Raw genomic sequence first — 15,339 nt, 5'->3', positions numbered from 1 at the left:
GCCTTCGCTTTTCCGCTGCCGGGCGCTACTTGCCCGCGCCGACGGCCTGACCGATCAGGCCTTCGTAGTCGGGGATGACCACGGTCCAGCCCTGTCCGACGCCCGCCGCGATGGGGATGAGCGTCTCGGCGGCGTTCATATAGTCGGCGGGTATCCCGCCGTCTCTGTGCACGGAATCAGGCTTACGCCCGGCAATTTGTTCAGATGACAAGGCAACCAAAGATATCGTCGCGCGCCACCCTGCGGTATTGGATTGCGGTGCGCGGGGATTCGTTCACGCGCACAATGACTGGATGACCGCCGCACCCGATGACCCGGATATGCCCTTCGCGGGATTCCTTGCCGCGCACCTCCCCGAGGCCGCGCGGGAAATGGTGACGGCAGTGATCAAGACCGTCCCGGACTACGAGCGGTTGCCGCACGACCTGATCGAACAGGATCTGGTGCGCCGCGCCGAGGAGAACCTGCAGCTGTTCCTGCGCCTGCTCGGCGAACACCGCGATCCGCGCCCCGAGGACATGACCGCCATGATCGATGTGGCGGTTCGCCGTGCGCGCGAGGGCATTCCGCTGGACGCCGTGCTGGCCGTGTATCACCGCGGCGCACTGGCCGCCTGGAACTACCTGGCCACCGTCGCCGGCACCGACCGCGAGCGCGAGGAATTGCTGGCCGCGGTGCCGCTGCTGCTCGGCTATCTCGGCGCGGTCGTGCCGGGTGTCGCCGCCTCCTATCTGGACGAGCGCCAGGACCTGCACTGGGAGCAGCGCGAGGCCAAACGCGCGCTGGGACAGGCCCTCCTGCAGGGCAAGCCCGCCGAGTTGCTGGCCGAACGCTTCGGCATCACCCTGGGCGGTTATCACGTGCTGGCGCTGCGCACGCCCGAAGCCACCGAGAGCGGTGACGGTGTCCGCCCGGCCATGCGGGTGATCCACGGCGAGATCGATGCCCTGTCTCCGCAGGCGCTCACCGTGCTGGATCGGGCCGGCGGCTGGGTGCTGGTCCCGGCGACCGAGCCGAGCGCCCGCCTCGACACCGCCGTGGGCCGGATCGCCGCCGCTGCGGGTGTCCGGGTGATAGCTGGAACGGCATTGGCCGCAATGGTTTCCGAGATTCCGGCGCGGGCGGAGGAGGCGGGGGAGATCGCCCGGCTCGCATTGGGTCTCGGGCGGCCGACCGGTGTGTACCGCATGTCGGATCTCGCCCTGCAGTATCAGTTCGCGCGTCCCGGTCCCGCGCGCGCCTGGCTGCTCGGACTGCTGGGGCCGCTGACCGATCACCCGCATCTCATGCAGGCGCTGCGCGCCTATCTGTCACACGACCACAATCGTGTCGCGGCCGCGGAGTCCCTGGTGGTACACCGCAATACGCTCAACTATCGGCTGAACCGGATAGCCGCGCTCACCGGCTACGATCCGGGCCGGTCCGAACACACGCCATTGTTCGCCGCGGCCCTGACCGCGTTCGATCTCGCCGGCGCCGACCTGTAGGCGGCGCGGCACCGGTGGTCAGCGTGCGACGACCCGGGCGACGAATCCGCTGACTATGAGCCAGAAGACCGCCGCCAAACCGTAATTCAGCACGATGTCCAGATTGTGGCTGCCGGTGTGGAACAGTCCCGGGAAGAACAGTGCCAGCGGTTCGGCGAGTGACCTGATGAAGGTGAAGAAGCGGTTCGACTGATCCGCGTTCAGTACCAGCATCAGGATGTACAGGCCCTCGATGAGGGCGAAGAGCATGCCGACCGTCCCGATGATGCGGGCGGCGGCGGCCTCGTTGCGGGCGACGTACGGCATTCGGGGGGAATTCCCGCTGCCTGCCGCGCGGAAACTGCACCCTCGGGGTGTCGTCAGTAGCGCGCCACCAGACGAGCGATGAACCCGGTCACGACGAGCCAGAACAGCGCTGCCAGTCCGTAGTTCACGACCACGTCCAGATGGGCGTTGCCGGTGTGGAAGAGTCCGGGGAAGAACAGCGCCAGCGGCACCGCGAGTCCCTTGATGAAGGTGAAGAAGCGGTTGGCTTCATCGGCGTTGAGGACGATCATGAGGATGTAGACGCCCTCGATCAGTGCGAAGAGGCCACCGACGAGGCTGACGATTCGTGCCGCGGCGCCCTCGGAGTAAGAGCGGGGGTAATAGTAGGGCATATCCCACGCTATGCCCGGAAACTGGCAGTTCAATCAGAGGTCGCCGGTCGGAACGGCCGCCAAGATCGCGGACTGAAACGGACTCCGCGGTCGGTGAAAGTGGGTGTCGGACATGGCATGATGTCCGGGTGATCACCGCGGCGGTCGTGAGCGTTCGGGCGTGAAGCCCAAAGTCGTCCTGGGCATCGCCGCCGGCGCCGTCCTCTCGCTGATCACCCTGGTCGTCGTCATCATCCTGCCCTCGACCGAAACCAACTGTTCGCCGGGCACACCCGCGATTCCGTCGGCCACCCCCGCGCTCACCGAACCCAACTGCCCGGCCACCGGTTCGGCCGCCGAGGCCGGCCTGCAGGACGGCGCCCTGCGCGTGCTGCGCTGCACCGTCGCGCGATTCGGGATGATGGATATGCGCGGCGTCGTCAATGATCCCGCCTTCCCGGATCTGAAGGCCGGGCGCGCGGTGGAATTCATCGTCGGCGCGGATCAGGCCAAAGGCGATGCGATCGTGCAGTTCCTGCAGGAGAGCGCCGCCAACTTCAAGATCGACTATGTGATCTGGAAGCAGCGCAGCTGGACTCCGGGCGCCGCCTCCGGCATTCAGTGGAAGCCCCTGGACGACCGCGGGAACCCGGCAAGCAATCGGATGGATCGGGTCCAGGTGACCATCAAGGGCGACGATGCCGGACCCAGTGTGTCCGCGCCGAACGTCTCGCTGGCCGCCGCGCCCGGCACCGTGAACGAGGCGGGCGCCATCGGCGGCGGCGGGCGGCACGGATACCCGATTCCCCCAGGGCAATTCACCATTACCGATGGTTTCGGCGCGCGCGGCGGCACGCATATGGGCGTGGACTTCGCGGCTCCGGCGGGCACTCCGATCTACGCGGCCGCCGATGGTCTGGTGGTCGCGTCCGGTGCCGCGTCGGGCTTCGGTGACTGGGTGGTCATCGACTCGGTCGATGGGAGCGGCGCTCGTTTCTCGACGGTTTACGGGCATATGTATGCCAATGGCATCTACGTCAAGACCGGCGACATCGTCACCATGGGCCAGCACATCGCCGATGTCGGCAGTAATGGTGAATCCTCGGGCCCGCATTTGCATTTCGAACTCGTACCGGGCGGCCGGTTGACGGGCGGGCATCAGGTCGACCCCATGCCCTGGCTGCAGGGCGGCACCATCCCCGCACCCGTCATGCCGTACTGCGAGAACGGATTCGGCACCGCCGGCGGCAACCTCGCCTCCGGCAAGGTGCCCGCCCAGTTCGAGGTCTGGTACCGCCGCGCCGGGTCGATCTGCCCCGAGATCACCGCCTCCCTGCTGGCCGCGCAGGGCGCCGCCGAATCCGGCTTCAATGTCGGCGCCATCTCCCCGGACGGCGCGGAGGGCATCGCGCAGTTCATGCCCGGCACCGCCAAGGAACTGGCCCCCGACGGGCAGCCGTTCGTCATAGACGCCGACGGCAAGGGCTACGCCGACCCGATGGATCCGGCCGACGGCATCATCGGCCAGGGCCGCTATATGTGCGCCATCGCCAAGACCATCGAAGGCTGGATGGCGCAGGGCAAGGTGTCCGGCGACCTGACCGCGCTGACCATCGCCGCCTACAACGCCGGCGAGGGCGCGGTGCTGTCCTCCGGCGGTATGCCGGACCAGATTCCGCGCCACTTCACCGAGACGCGGCCCTACGTGGAGCGCATTCTGCAGTCCGAGCCCAACTACCGCAGCATGGGCAGCGACGGCCGCTTCCAGCCCGACTCGAACGCCGATCTCGGACCCCAGATCGTGTCCGCCGGTGAGCAATGGCTCGGCACGCCATACGTTTTCGGCGGCGGCGGGCCCGGCGGACCGACCAGCGGCGGCTTCGACGAGGCGGGCTTCACCGCCGCCGCGGTCTTCGCCGCCACCGGCGGCAGCGTCAATCTGCCGCGCACCGCCGAACAGCAGTGGGAACAGGGCGTCGAGGTGCCGCTCATCAATGCGAAGCCCGGTGACCTGGTGTTCGGCCACTTCGGCCCGCGCGGTCCGGCCGATGTCGGCGTCTATATCGGCAGCGGCCGCATGCTGCACGCCGAACAGAACGGTCAGGTGTCGCAAGTGCCCCTGCTCAACGGCATGAAGGCCCGCCGCATGGCGCGCTGAGACCCGGCTCACCGGAATATGTTCTTGCACTGCATCGTTGCTGCGAGTAACTTGCTACGAGTCTTATTGCCGTCGATCGGAGTCATGACGTTGGTCTTCTGAGGTAAGCGCTGCGCGGCCCGCATACGTGCGCCGCATTCTTCGCGTTACCCCTCGGGAGGCTCGTATGTCATCTACTTCTGTATCTATTTCCGATCTCACCTTCGCGTGGCCGGACGGCACCCCCGTCTTCGACGGCCTCGACGCCGTACTGAGCGCCGGGCATATCGGCCTGGTGGGCAGCAACGGCGCCGGTAAATCGACCCTGCTGCGGCTGATCACCGGTGAACTGAGCCCCCAGCGTGGCTCGATCACGCTGCCCGGCCGCCTGGGCTACCTGCGCCAGGACATCGGCCTGGCCGCGGGGCAGCGGGTCGACGCGGTGCTGGGCATCGCCGAGGTGCGAAAAGCACTGCACCGCATCGAATCCGGTACCGGCGGCGAGGCCGACTTCGAATTCGTGGGCGCCGCCTGGGATATCGAGGAACGCGCGGTGGCGCTGCTCGGCAAGCTCGGATTGCACTATGTCGCAGGCGATGTCGCGCAACTGGACCGCCGGCTGGACACCTTGTCCGGCGGCGAGACGGTACTGCTCGGCCTGGTCGCCGAACTGCTGCGCGAACCCGATGTGCTGCTACTGGACGAACCGACCAACAATCTGGATCAGGTTGCCCGCGAACACCTTTACGAGGTGGTCGGCCAGTTCCCCGGCACAGTGCTGACGGTGAGCCACGATCGGGAGCTGCTGGAGCGGGTGAACGCCATCGCCGAACTGCGGCAGGGTGAGATCCGCTCGTTCGGCGGCAATTTCACCGAGTACGAACGGATCATCGAGATCGAGCAGGAGGCGGCCCGTGCGGCCGTCCGCGATGCCCGCAGCGATGTGCGCAAACAATCCCGCGAATTGGTCGAGGCGCGGATCAAACTCGATAAGCGGCTGCGCTACGGACAGAAGATGTGGGATCAGAAACGCGAACCCAAGATCATCATGTCCGAACGCAAACGCCAGGCCCAGGTCTCGGCGGGCAAGTTGCGCAATAACCACATCGGCAAGGTCGAGGAGGCCAAGGATCAACTGACACAGGCTCAGGAGCTGCTGCGCGACGACCGGGAAATCCGGGTCGACCTGCCCGGCACCCGGCTCTACCCGGGGCAGGACGTGATCGAACTGGATCGGGTGGTGCTGGCCAACGGCCCGATGGTGACCCTGAAAATCGCCGGGCCAGAACGCATCGCCCTCACCGGGCGCAACGGGGCGGGCAAAACCACCCTGCTGCAGCGCATCTGCGCGGAAGCGCCGAAGGTGCCGTGGCGGTTGCTGCCGCAGCGGCTGGACATCTTCGACGAGCAGCGGTCGGTGTTCGAGAATGTCGCCGACGCCGCGCCGCACGCGAAGCCGGAACAGATTCGGGCCCAATTGGCCCGGTTCCTGTTCCGCGGCGCCGATGCCGATGTACTCGCGGGCGCGCTGTCCGGTGGGGAACGCCTGCGTGCGGCGCTGGCCATGCTCTTGCTGGCCGAACCCGCGCCGCGGCTGCTGCTGCTCGACGAACCCACCAACAATCTGGATCTGCCCAGCCTGCGGCACCTCGCCGAGGCGCTGGCGAGCTTCCAGGGAGCGTTGGTGGTGGTCAGCCACGATGCCCGGTTCCTGGACGAGATCGGGGTGACCCGTCGCCTCGGGCTGTCCGCGGACGGGCTCATCGAAATCGCGGAGGAGTGACAGCACGCCGGCGGGGTCCGAGTGACAGCACGCTGTCGGGCAGGAGTGACAGCACACTGTCGAGGCGCATTGCGGACACCTGAGCAATCCGGACGCAATGCTGCCTCGAACCGGGCCCCGACGGCGGTATCCTCTGCTCTCCGGCCCTTACCGCTGCCGCCGGGATCCGCGTCCCGGTGTCCATGTGAATCCAGGACTAAAGTGGGAGGTCCGGGTGGTTGAACGGTCCGATAAGGTGATCCGAATCGAGGCCGAGAGAGGCGGTGGCATGACACAGCATTTGGAGAAAGCGAACGCCGGGCAATCCGACAACGGTTCGTCCGCCACCCCGGCAAACGGACAGCCCGCCGCGACTCCACGCAATGCCTCCGCTGCCGTACCCACTTCCGCCTCCCGCCGTGTGCGTGCCCGCCTCGCCCGCCGCATGACCGGTCAGCGCGGCATCGCCGCGGTCAAGCCGGTGCTGGAACCGCTCGCCACCGTGCATCGTGAGCTGTACCCGAAGGCGAATCTCGCGCTGCTGCAACGAGCTTTCGATGTCGCGGACGAGAAGCACCAGCACCAATTCCGTAAGTCGGGCGACCCGTACATCACGCACCCGCTGGCCGTCGCGAACATCCTGGCCGAACTCGGCATGGACACCACCACCCTGGTCGCGGCGCTGCTGCACGACACCGTCGAGGACACCGGCTACTCGCTCGAAGAGCTGACCAACGACTTCGGGTCCGAGGTCGCGCACCTGGTCGACGGCGTCACCAAGCTGGACAAGGTCAACCTGGGCGCCGCCGCCGAGGCCGAGACCATCCGCAAGATGATCATCGCCATGGCCCGCGACCCGCGCGTGCTGGTGATCAAGGTCGCCGACCGGCTGCACAACATGCGCACCATGCGTTTCCTGCCGCCGGAGAAGCAGGCCAAGAAGGCGCGCGAAACCCTCGAGGTGATCGCGCCGCTGGCGCACCGGCTGGGTATGGCCACGGTCAAATGGGAGCTGGAGGACCTCGCCTTCGCGATCCTGCACCCCAAGAAATACGACGAGATCGTGCGCCTGGTCGCCGATCGCGCGCCCTCACGTGACACGTACCTGGCCAAGGTGCGCGCCGAGATCGTGAACACGCTCGAGGCGAGTCGCATCAAGGCCATCGTGGAAGGCCGTCCGAAGCACTACTGGTCGATCTATCAGAAGATGATCGTCAAGGGTAAGGACTTCGACGACATCCATGACCTGGTCGGCATCCGCATCCTCTGCGACGAGGTGCGCGACTGCTATGCCGCTGTGGGCGTGGTGCATTCGCTGTGGCAGCCGATGGCCGGCCGGTTCAAGGACTACATCGCGCAACCGCGCTACGGCGTCTACCAGTCGCTGCACACCACGGTCGTGGGTCCGGACGGCAAGCCTCTGGAAGTGCAGATCCGCACCCAGGACATGCACCGCACCGCGGAATTCGGCATCGCCGCGCACTGGCGATACAAGGAGACCAAGGGCAAGCATTCCTCGGACTCCACCGAGGTCGACGATATGGCCTGGATGCGGCAGCTGCTGGACTGGCAGCGGGAAGCCGCGGACCCGGCCGAGTTCCTGGAGTCGCTGCGCTTCGACCTGAAATCGCCGGAGATCTTCGTGTTCACGCCCAAGGGCGATGTGATCACGTTGCCGCAGAAGTCGACTCCGGTGGACTTCGCGTACGCCGTGCACACCGAGGTCGGGCATCGCTGCATCGGCGCCCGCGTCAACGGGCGCCTGGTAGCGCTGGAACGGCAGCTGGAGAACGGTGAGGTCGTCGAGATCTTCACCTCGAAGGCGCAGAACGCCGGACCCTCCCGGGACTGGTCGAACTTCGTGGTGTCCCCACGCGCCAAGGCCAAGATCCGGCAGTGGTTCGCCAAGGAACGCCGCGAGGAAGCCCTCGAGGCCGGTAAGGACGCGATCAGCAAGGAGGTCCGGCGCTCGGGCCTGCCGCTGCAGCGGCTGATGAGCGTGGACGCCATGTCCGCGCTGGCGCACGAACTGCACTACACCGATATCTCCGCGCTGTACGCGGCGGTCGGCGAGAACCAGGTGTCCGCGCATCATGTGGTGCAGCGGCTCATGGCGCAGCTCGGCGGTGTCAGCGATGTGGAGAACGAGCTCGCCGAACGGTCCACTCCGTCCACGGTTCCGGCGCGGCAGCGCACGACCGGCGATGCGGGCGTGGAGATTCCGGGCGCGCCCGGCACGGTCTCCAAGCTGGCCAAGTGCTGCACGCCGGTGCCCGGCGACGAGATCATGGGTTTCGTGACTCGCGGCGGCGCGGTCAGCGTGCACCGGACCGATTGCACCAATGCGGATTCGCTGCGCGCGGAACCGGAACGCATCATCGAGGTGAAGTGGGCGCCGTCGCCGTCCTCGGTCTTCCTGGTGGCCATTCAGATCGAGGCCCTGGATCGCACCCGGCTGCTGTCCGATGTGACGAAGGTGCTGGCCGACGAGAAGGTGAACATCCTGTCCGCCGCGGTCACCACCTCCGGTGATCGAGTCGCCATCTCCAAGTTCACTTTCGAGATGGGCGACCCGAAGCACCTCGGGCATCTGCTGAACGTGGTCCGCAATGTGGAAGGCGTCTACGACGTCTACCGCGTGACCTCGGCGGCCTGACGGGACGGCGGCCCGGCCGGAATCAGTTGGGCCGCAACACCAGAATGCCGGGCGTGGTCGCGACGTACTGCGAGAACGGGGTGTCGACGACCTGGTAGGCCGACAGTGAACTGGCATTGCGGAATACCGGGCCGTTGGCGGTCTGGACGAAGATACCGACGTGGGTGACGTCCAGGCCGGGCTCGTCGGCGTAGGCGCCGATGTAGTCACCGGTGTGCAGCTGCGAGATGACCGCGTCGTTCACGGCATTCGCGGGGATGTAGGTGATGTTGCGGGCCACCACCGGAATGCCCGGAAGATAGTTGCCGCCATCGGCTTTCGCGTTGAGCTGCTTTGTGAGGACGACCGCGGACGAGCTCAGCGTGCCGGTGATATCGGTGGCGGCGACGCGGGGCGTATTCGCCCAGTCGGTGAAGAAGTTCTTGCGATGCTGGAAGTCGATCTGGCCGTTGGTATATCGGGTTTCGACCAGCTTGTTCATGAAATCGGCGCGGTCGGACGACCTGCTGAGCGCCTCCACGTAATCCAGGAACGTGAAGCAATCCACCCGCCGCAGGTCGACGACCAGCTGTTCCGGCTGGGTGGCCGAGCCGATCAGCATGTCCGGGCCGTACGGGGTGCCGAGGAAGCGCGCCGAGAGCTGGTCGATCACATCACCTCTCGCGGTGCCGGCCGGAATCCCGGTGCGCAGCGCCAGCAGACTGTCGAGCTTCGCGGAGGTGGCATCGTCGATATTCGCGGTGGGCGTGGCGCCCGCCATGGGCGACCACAGCCCCGAACCGCAGATCAGAGCCAGTACAACGAACAGAACGCGAACGGTGGTGCGCAAGTCGCCTCCCCGAGGCCGATCGATGCCAGGTGCACCCCACCGTAACCCGTCAGGGTTGCAGCACAACCTTGCCGAGGGTGCCGCGCTTGGTGGCGAACGCCCGCGCCGCGTCCGCGAGCGGGAACACCGCGCCCACATGCGGGCGGATCCGGCCCGCCTCCGCGCGCTGCGCCAGTTCGACCAGCTGCTCGTGGTTGGGCTCGACGATGAAGAAGGCGGTCCGGCCGTCGGCGGGGGCGACCGGCGGGGGAGCGGTGATGGACACCAATGCGCCGCCGGGGCGCAGCAGCCCGGCCGAGCGGGCGAGGATATCGCCGCCGATGGTGTCGAATACCAGGTCCACGTCCTCGATGTCTTCGAGCCGATCGTGTTCCAGATCGACGAATCGGCAGGCGCCGGACTCGTTCGCGATCGTGGCCGCTTTGGCGCGCCCGGTGGCGATGACGTGTGCGCCGGCATCGTGCGCGAGTTGCACGGCCAGCAGCCCGGTGCCGCCGCCCGCACCGTGTATGACCACCCGCTGGCCCGCCTGCAGTCCGCCGTGCACGAACAGACCCTGCCACGCGGTCAGACCGGCGAGGGGGAGCGCGGCGGCCGAGGTGAAGTCCAGTGCCGCCGGCAGCAGTGCGAGATTGCGCGCCTCGACGGCCACGAATTCGGCTGCGGCGCCGTCCCGATGCCAGTCGGTGAGCCCGAAGACCCGATCGCCGACGGCGAAACCGGTGGTGCCGTAATGGACTTCGCTCACCACACCGGCCACCTCGTGGGCCGGGATGGACGGCGTCCGGTCCTTCCCGGCGCGATCCACCCAGGTGCCGGGCCAGTTCAGTTCGTCCGGGACGAAGGAGGCCGCCCGCACCTCGACCACCACATCGCCGGTCACGTGTACCGGTGCGGGCGCGTCCTCGTACACCAATCCCTCGCCGTCACGCTGGTGAATGCGCGCTGCCTTCATCTTTCGCTACCTCTTCCCATCTCGTCGCTGCTCCGTGGACGAGATGCAACGCCGGAACGTGACTGCCGCGTCCGAGTCTGGGTGGCCGCGCTGGCATTTCACTGGCACCGCAAGACAGACCGGATCACCGCATCTGCATGCCGACGGGCATGACCCGCACGAACAGCGGTCCCTCATCGGTGGGCAGGGCGCCATTGCCGCTCGGGCTGCAGGTGAGGGTGGTCTTGCCCGGTGCGGCGCCATAGGTGAACACGACATTCCAGGCGGAGCCGTCGATCTCCTTGCTACCCACCTGTTCCGCGCTGGGCGGCTGCACGGTGATCGGCTGATTCGACGCATCGGTGGCGGTGCAGCTGATCGCGGTCGCGGCCCCTTCCCACCGAGCGGGCGCGTAGATCGCCATATATGCGTCCGCGGGAGTCGGCACCTCGGTGGCAGCACCGAGCGGAACCGGTTGGCCCTTGGCCGGATTCGTATCGCACGGTTGCGCGCCGTCCGGTCCGTGCCCGTTCTCGTCCATGCACGGTGCGGGGGTGGGGCTGCCCTTGGTGGTCGCGGTGGTCGTGACCGTCGCATCCGATGACTTCTGACTGTTGGTACAACCGGCGATGGCCAGCACCGGGATGACGGCGGTGACGATCAATCCGGACGCGCGAACCCTCATGTCGACTTCCTCGTCCCCGCCGGGAACTACCCAACGGCTGGTAGCAACTTCCCGGCTACCCTACCGGGTGGATGTCGGCGAATATGTCTGTGGCCACTGGGAGACTTCTCGGTATGCGATGGGCGGTGGCGGAAACGGGGGAGGGCGGGGCACGGGTGTGTCCGCTCGATCGGGACGGTCGGCCTGCCGGACCGGTGGTGGACGAGTCCTCGCTCGCGGCGGCGGTGCGGTCGCGGCCCGAGGCGGAGCGGTGGGTGTGGCGATCGACGCCGGAGATCTATCGGCGGCTGCTGGCGGCCGGGGTGCGGGTCGAGCGGTGTTATGACGTGGAGGCCGCGGAGGCGTTGCTGATCGGGCACGAGGAAGGGCAGTCGGGGCAGGCCCGTTCGCTAGCGGCCGCCTGGGCGCGCCTGCACAGGTTGCCGGTCCCTCCCGACGCGCCGGTGCGGACCGCCGAGACGCAGCCGTCCCTGTTCGAGTCGGGGCCGGTGCCGCTGCCGTCCGGGACGGACGAGTTCGCGGCGCTGCTGGAGGTTTACGCCGGACAGGTGGCCCGCACGGCGAAGACCGAATATCCGGAGCGGATGCGCTTGCTGCTCGCCGCCGAATCGGCGGGCATGCTGGTGGCCACGGAAATGTCCCGGGCCGGGATCCCGTGGCACGCGGACGTCCATCGCGAGTTGCTGGAAAGCCTGCTGGGCGAACGGATTTCGGGCGGGATGGAACCGCGGCGCATGGTGGAGCTGACCGACGAGATAGCGCGGGCCTTCGGCGGTGTGCGGGTCCGGCCGGATCTGCCGAACGAGATCATCAAAGCCTTCGGGCGCGTGGGCATCTCGCTGTCGTCCACGCGAAAGTGGGAGCTGCAGGAGGTCGATCACCCCGCGGTCGAGCCATTGCTGGCTTACAAGAAGCTCTACCGCCTGTACACCGCGCACAGCTGGTCCTGGCTCGAGCAGTGGGTCCATGACGGCCGTTTCCGGCCCGAATACGTGCCGGGCGGCACCGTCACCGGCCGCTGGACCGCCAATGGTGGTGGCGCCCTGCAGATTCCGAAGGTGATTCGGCAGGCCATCCGCGCCGATCCCGGCTGGCGCCTGGTGGTCGCCGACGCCGACCAGATGGAACCCCGTGTCCTCGCGGCGATCTCGCGCGATCCGGGCCTGATGGAGGTGGCCGGCCGCGACGAGGACCTCTACGCCGACCTGGCCGCCCGCGCCTTCGGCGGTGACCGCGCCCAGGCCAAAATCGCCCTCCTGGGCGCCATCTACGGTCAGACCTCCGGCGACGCCCTCACCCACATGGCCGAACTCCGCCGCCGCTACCCGGCCGCGGTGGCCTATGTCGACGATGCCGCCACCGCCGGCGAACAGGGCCGCCTCGTCCGCACCTGGTTCGGCCGCACCAGCCCACCCGCCGCCGCCTCCGACGACGCCAACCTCGACGACGGACAGCCCGTCGCCTACGGCAGCACCCCGAGAGCGCGCGCCCGGGGCCGCTTCACCCGCAACTTCGTCGTCCAGGGCAGCGCGGCGGACTGGACCCTCCTGCTCCTGGCGGGTCTGCGCCATGCCATGACCCACGCGGGCCTACAGGCCGAACTCGTCTTCTTCCAGCACGACGAGGTGATAGTCCACTGCCCGGCCGAGGAAGCGGAGAAGGTCGCCGGAATGATCGCGACCGCGGCTGCCACCGCGGGCCGAATTGCCTTCGGCCCCACCCCGGTTCGCTTCCCTTTCACCACCGCGGTGGTGGAATGTTACGCAGACGCCAAATGACGCCGAAGTGAGGAGTGTTCATGATCGTCTGAGCGAATTGCCCGGAACCGGGCACAGTAGGCTGTCCGGGTTCCCTATCTGCGAGGAGAGTCCATGACGACGTTCGAGAATGTCACCGTCACGAAGAAGGCGAATGTCTACTTCGACGGGAAATGCGTGAGCCACAGCATCGAGCTGGCCGACGGCACCAATAAGTCGGTCGGTGTGATCCTGCCCGCCACGTTGACGTTCAATACGGGCGCGCCGGAAATCATGGAGCTGATCGAGGGCGCCTGCACGGTCAAGCTGGCGGGCGAGTCCGAGGCCACGAGTTACAAGGGCGGCGAGTCGTTCTCGGTGCCGGGCAACTCCAGCTTCGAGATCGAGGTGCTGGAACCCGTGCACTACGTGTGCCACTTCGGCTGAGTCGCCGCTACGGCAGGCCGGGCCCGGTTGGGGCCCGGCCTTTTTCGTGTCCGGTCAGAGCAGCCAGGGGTTGGTGGTGCAGACCAGATCGGGGTGGGCGGCGGGGTCGATGGCGTGCAGGGCGAGCGAGACGGCGCGCGGGGAGAAGACCATGGAGTTGTGGTCGGAGGTGTCGAGGGCGCAGCCGTCCTGGAGCAGGACGTCGTGGACGGTGGCGCCGGGGCCGGCGGTGAGATAGGTGGCGGTGTAGGGGGTGGAGACCTCGTCGTACTGGTCGCCCACGATGGTGTAGTCGATGCCGGGCATGGTGTCGCCGCCCTCGTTCAGCCTGGTGAGCACGGGCGAGCCGACCAACTGCTGAATTCCCGCGTGGCCGATGAGGGTTTCGGTGGGGTTGTTCAGGTCCAGTCCGAGCGTGCCCTTGAAGGCGCCGAGCAGATTGCCGAGCCCGCTCAGCGTGGTGCCGTGATTGGTTGCGCCGTAAGTGATCACGTGGCTCACCTTGTTGTTCGCCGGGTTCGCCGCATCCGCGCCGCCGTCGAATTTCAGGTATTGGCGGATGACGACCCCGCCCTGCGAATGCCCGATGGTGTCGACCTGGGCGGCGCCGGTGGCGGCGAGTACGCGGTCGACGAAGCCGGCCAGCTGGGCGCCGGAGTCCTCGATGTAGCCGGTGGCGCCGATGGTGGGCTGCACCAGGCCCTGGCCGGGGGAGTCGGCGCGACCGTAGTTGAAGGTGAAGACGCAGTAGCCGGCCTTGGCCAATTGCGGTGACATGTAGGAGTAGGCGCTGAAGGCGCTGGCCCAGGTGCCGTGCACCAGCACGATCGGCCGCGGGTGGGCGGCGTCGGGTTTGCAGCCCCAGTCGTTCGAGCCCTGCGGCGCCACATCGGGATTGGCGAGTCCGTAGGCGACGGCGGCGGCTTCGTCGGTGAGTTCCGGCCCGTAGCCGACGGTGTCGGAGGAGTGGGAGCCGGGGATGGTGTCCGGATCCGCCATGGCCGCAGCGGAATTCGCGCCGAGGGCGAGGAGGGCGGCGGTGAGGACGACCGCGGCGCGGCGCCGCGTGCGAAGAATGTGCGACATGCGGGGTACTGCTTCCTAGAGATGTTGGTCGGTTGTCCAGCTGGAAGCAGACTATGGGCCGTTTGCCGAGAAATTGCGGTGACGACGATCATTCCGTTAAGAAGTCGTTTCGAGGTCATGGCGAGGACCGTCATGACGCCGGTCTCGATAGTCGCCGACCTCGGATTACCGGCGGATTGTTAACCGATTGTTCGCGTCGTTCAGCACTGTCGAATGTGCCCGATTGCGCGCGAATCGAGTCAGCCGCCGCGGCGCGACCGGAGTGCCAAGACATCCAGGATGCGCTGCCAGGCCGGTGAGTGTTCCTGCATGCGGTCGAGGATGATGGCGAGCGAATCGGCCTGGCTCGGGCCGTCGCGGTGGGCGGCGTCCCAGGCGTCGATGGTGTCGATGAGCCGGTCCACGCGGGGATCGCGGGGCGGCCAGTCGAAGGCCTGGTCGCAGGTGAGATAGAGGTTGCGTAGTTCCGGATCGTCGAAGGCGGCGTTCTTCTGGCGCACCCACTGCGGCACCGAGTCGGCGTCGATGGCGACCATGAGGATCCAGGCGTCGCGTTCGAGCCGGATCATGCGTTCGCTCACTCTCAGCGCGCGCATGCGTTCCAGGACATCGACCACCTCGAGGGGTAGGAAAACTCTTTCCGCCGAGGCGAATTCGGCGGGCCGCGCGCGGAGCAGGCTGTCGATGCGAGTGAGCGGGACGCCCGCGTCGGCGAGGGTCCGGATGCGAATCAGGTCGACCACGGCCTGCGCGTCGTAGCGCTGGTAGCCGGTGTCGTCGCGCTCGGGTTCGGGGAGGATGCCGCGCTGGTGGTAGCAGCGAACGGTGTGCACGGTCACGCCCGCGGCATCGGCGAGCTGCCCGATGGTGAGCACCGTTCCCCTCTCGCGAAATCTTCTGTTCGTGTTTCGCATTCTACGAGTGGGCGCGTTCGATCTCATC

Annotated in this window: 14 protein-coding genes; 6 read left to right on the top strand and 8 right to left on the bottom strand. The window is 67.4% G+C overall.

The features are described from left to right. Nucleotides 1-25 precede the first annotated feature (25 nt). The gene (locus tag ACIP5Y_RS30500; protein WP_400355256.1) at nucleotides 26-172 is read right to left on the bottom strand and encodes a hypothetical protein; all 147 of its coding nucleotides are present in this window, start codon (nucleotides 170-172) and stop codon (nucleotides 26-28) included. 121 nt (nucleotides 173-293) lie between these two features. Here ACIP5Y_RS30500 and ACIP5Y_RS30495 point away from each other — a divergent pair, with 121 nt between their 5' ends. Next, the gene (locus ACIP5Y_RS30495; protein WP_400355254.1) at nucleotides 294-1,487 is read left to right on the top strand and encodes a PucR family transcriptional regulator; all 1,194 of its coding nucleotides are present in this window, start codon (nucleotides 294-296) and stop codon (nucleotides 1,485-1,487) included. Nucleotides 1,488-1,505: 18 nt separating this feature from the next. Here ACIP5Y_RS30495 and ACIP5Y_RS30490 read toward each other — a convergent pair whose 3' ends face one another. Continuing rightward, a complete protein-coding gene (locus tag ACIP5Y_RS30490; protein WP_400355253.1) occupies nucleotides 1,506-1,793 on the bottom strand; it encodes a hypothetical protein in 288 nt (95 codons plus the stop codon). Nucleotides 1,794-1,846: 53 nt separating this feature from the next. Next, on the bottom strand, nucleotides 1,847-2,146 hold the full coding sequence (locus ACIP5Y_RS30485) for a hypothetical protein (protein ID WP_400355251.1): 300 nt from the start codon (nucleotides 2,144-2,146) through the stop codon (nucleotides 1,847-1,849). A 160-nt stretch (nucleotides 2,147-2,306) separates the two neighbouring features. Here ACIP5Y_RS30485 and ACIP5Y_RS30480 point away from each other — a divergent pair, with 160 nt between their 5' ends. From ACIP5Y_RS30480 to ACIP5Y_RS30470, 3 genes are all read left to right on the top strand, one after another. Beyond that, the gene (locus ACIP5Y_RS30480) at nucleotides 2,307-4,283 is read left to right on the top strand and encodes a peptidoglycan DD-metalloendopeptidase family protein (RefSeq protein ID WP_400355249.1); all 1,977 of its coding nucleotides are present in this window, start codon (nucleotides 2,307-2,309) and stop codon (nucleotides 4,281-4,283) included. 166 nt (nucleotides 4,284-4,449) lie between these two features. Beyond that, a complete protein-coding gene (locus tag ACIP5Y_RS30475; protein ID WP_400355247.1) occupies nucleotides 4,450-6,045 on the top strand; it encodes an ABC-F family ATP-binding cassette domain-containing protein in 1,596 nt (531 codons plus the stop codon). Nucleotides 6,046-6,313: 268 nt separating this feature from the next. Then, nucleotides 6,314-8,680: a RelA/SpoT family protein gene (locus tag ACIP5Y_RS30470; RefSeq protein ID WP_397001306.1), complete on the top strand. Its 2,367-nt coding sequence runs from the start codon at nucleotides 6,314-6,316 to the stop codon at nucleotides 8,678-8,680. A 22-nt stretch (nucleotides 8,681-8,702) separates the two neighbouring features. On the opposite strand, the gene ACIP5Y_RS30465 is transcribed toward ACIP5Y_RS30470, so the two are convergent. From ACIP5Y_RS30465 to ACIP5Y_RS30455, 3 genes are all read right to left on the bottom strand, one after another. After that, on the bottom strand, nucleotides 8,703-9,509 hold the full coding sequence (locus ACIP5Y_RS30465; protein WP_400355245.1) for a DUF1460 domain-containing protein: 807 nt from the start codon (nucleotides 9,507-9,509) through the stop codon (nucleotides 8,703-8,705). A 49-nt stretch (nucleotides 9,510-9,558) separates the two neighbouring features. After that, complete coding sequence (locus tag ACIP5Y_RS30460) at nucleotides 9,559-10,464, bottom strand: NADP-dependent oxidoreductase (RefSeq protein WP_400355243.1); 906 nt, start codon at nucleotides 10,462-10,464, stop codon at nucleotides 9,559-9,561. A 124-nt stretch (nucleotides 10,465-10,588) separates the two neighbouring features. Continuing rightward, nucleotides 10,589-11,128: a hypothetical protein gene (locus ACIP5Y_RS30455; protein ID WP_400355241.1), complete on the bottom strand. Its 540-nt coding sequence runs from the start codon at nucleotides 11,126-11,128 to the stop codon at nucleotides 10,589-10,591. 113 nt (nucleotides 11,129-11,241) lie between these two features. Between ACIP5Y_RS30455 and ACIP5Y_RS30450 the strand changes: the two genes are divergently transcribed. Further along, complete coding sequence (locus ACIP5Y_RS30450; RefSeq protein ID WP_400355239.1) at nucleotides 11,242-12,906, top strand: bifunctional 3'-5' exonuclease/DNA polymerase; 1,665 nt, start codon at nucleotides 11,242-11,244, stop codon at nucleotides 12,904-12,906. A gap of 93 nt (nucleotides 12,907-12,999) precedes the next feature. Next, on the top strand, nucleotides 13,000-13,311 hold the full coding sequence (locus ACIP5Y_RS30445) for a pyrimidine/purine nucleoside phosphorylase (protein WP_400355237.1): 312 nt from the start codon (nucleotides 13,000-13,002) through the stop codon (nucleotides 13,309-13,311). A 54-nt stretch (nucleotides 13,312-13,365) separates the two neighbouring features. Here the strand turns inward: ACIP5Y_RS30445 and ACIP5Y_RS30440 are convergent, their stop codons facing one another. Then, nucleotides 13,366-14,397, bottom strand: coding sequence for an esterase/lipase family protein (locus ACIP5Y_RS30440; RefSeq protein WP_400355235.1), 1,032 nt, complete (start codon nucleotides 14,395-14,397; stop codon nucleotides 13,366-13,368). 239 nt (nucleotides 14,398-14,636) lie between these two features. Next, on the bottom strand, nucleotides 14,637-15,272 hold the full coding sequence (locus tag ACIP5Y_RS30435; RefSeq protein WP_400355234.1) for a MerR family transcriptional regulator: 636 nt from the start codon (nucleotides 15,270-15,272) through the stop codon (nucleotides 14,637-14,639). Nucleotides 15,273-15,339 lie beyond the last annotated feature (67 nt).

Origin of the sequence: Nocardia sp. NPDC088792 (genome assembly GCF_044750615.1) — a bacterium.
Lineage (GTDB): Bacteria > Actinomycetota > Actinomycetes > Mycobacteriales > Mycobacteriaceae > Nocardia.
This window is presented reverse-complemented; position numbering and strand designations above follow the sequence as displayed.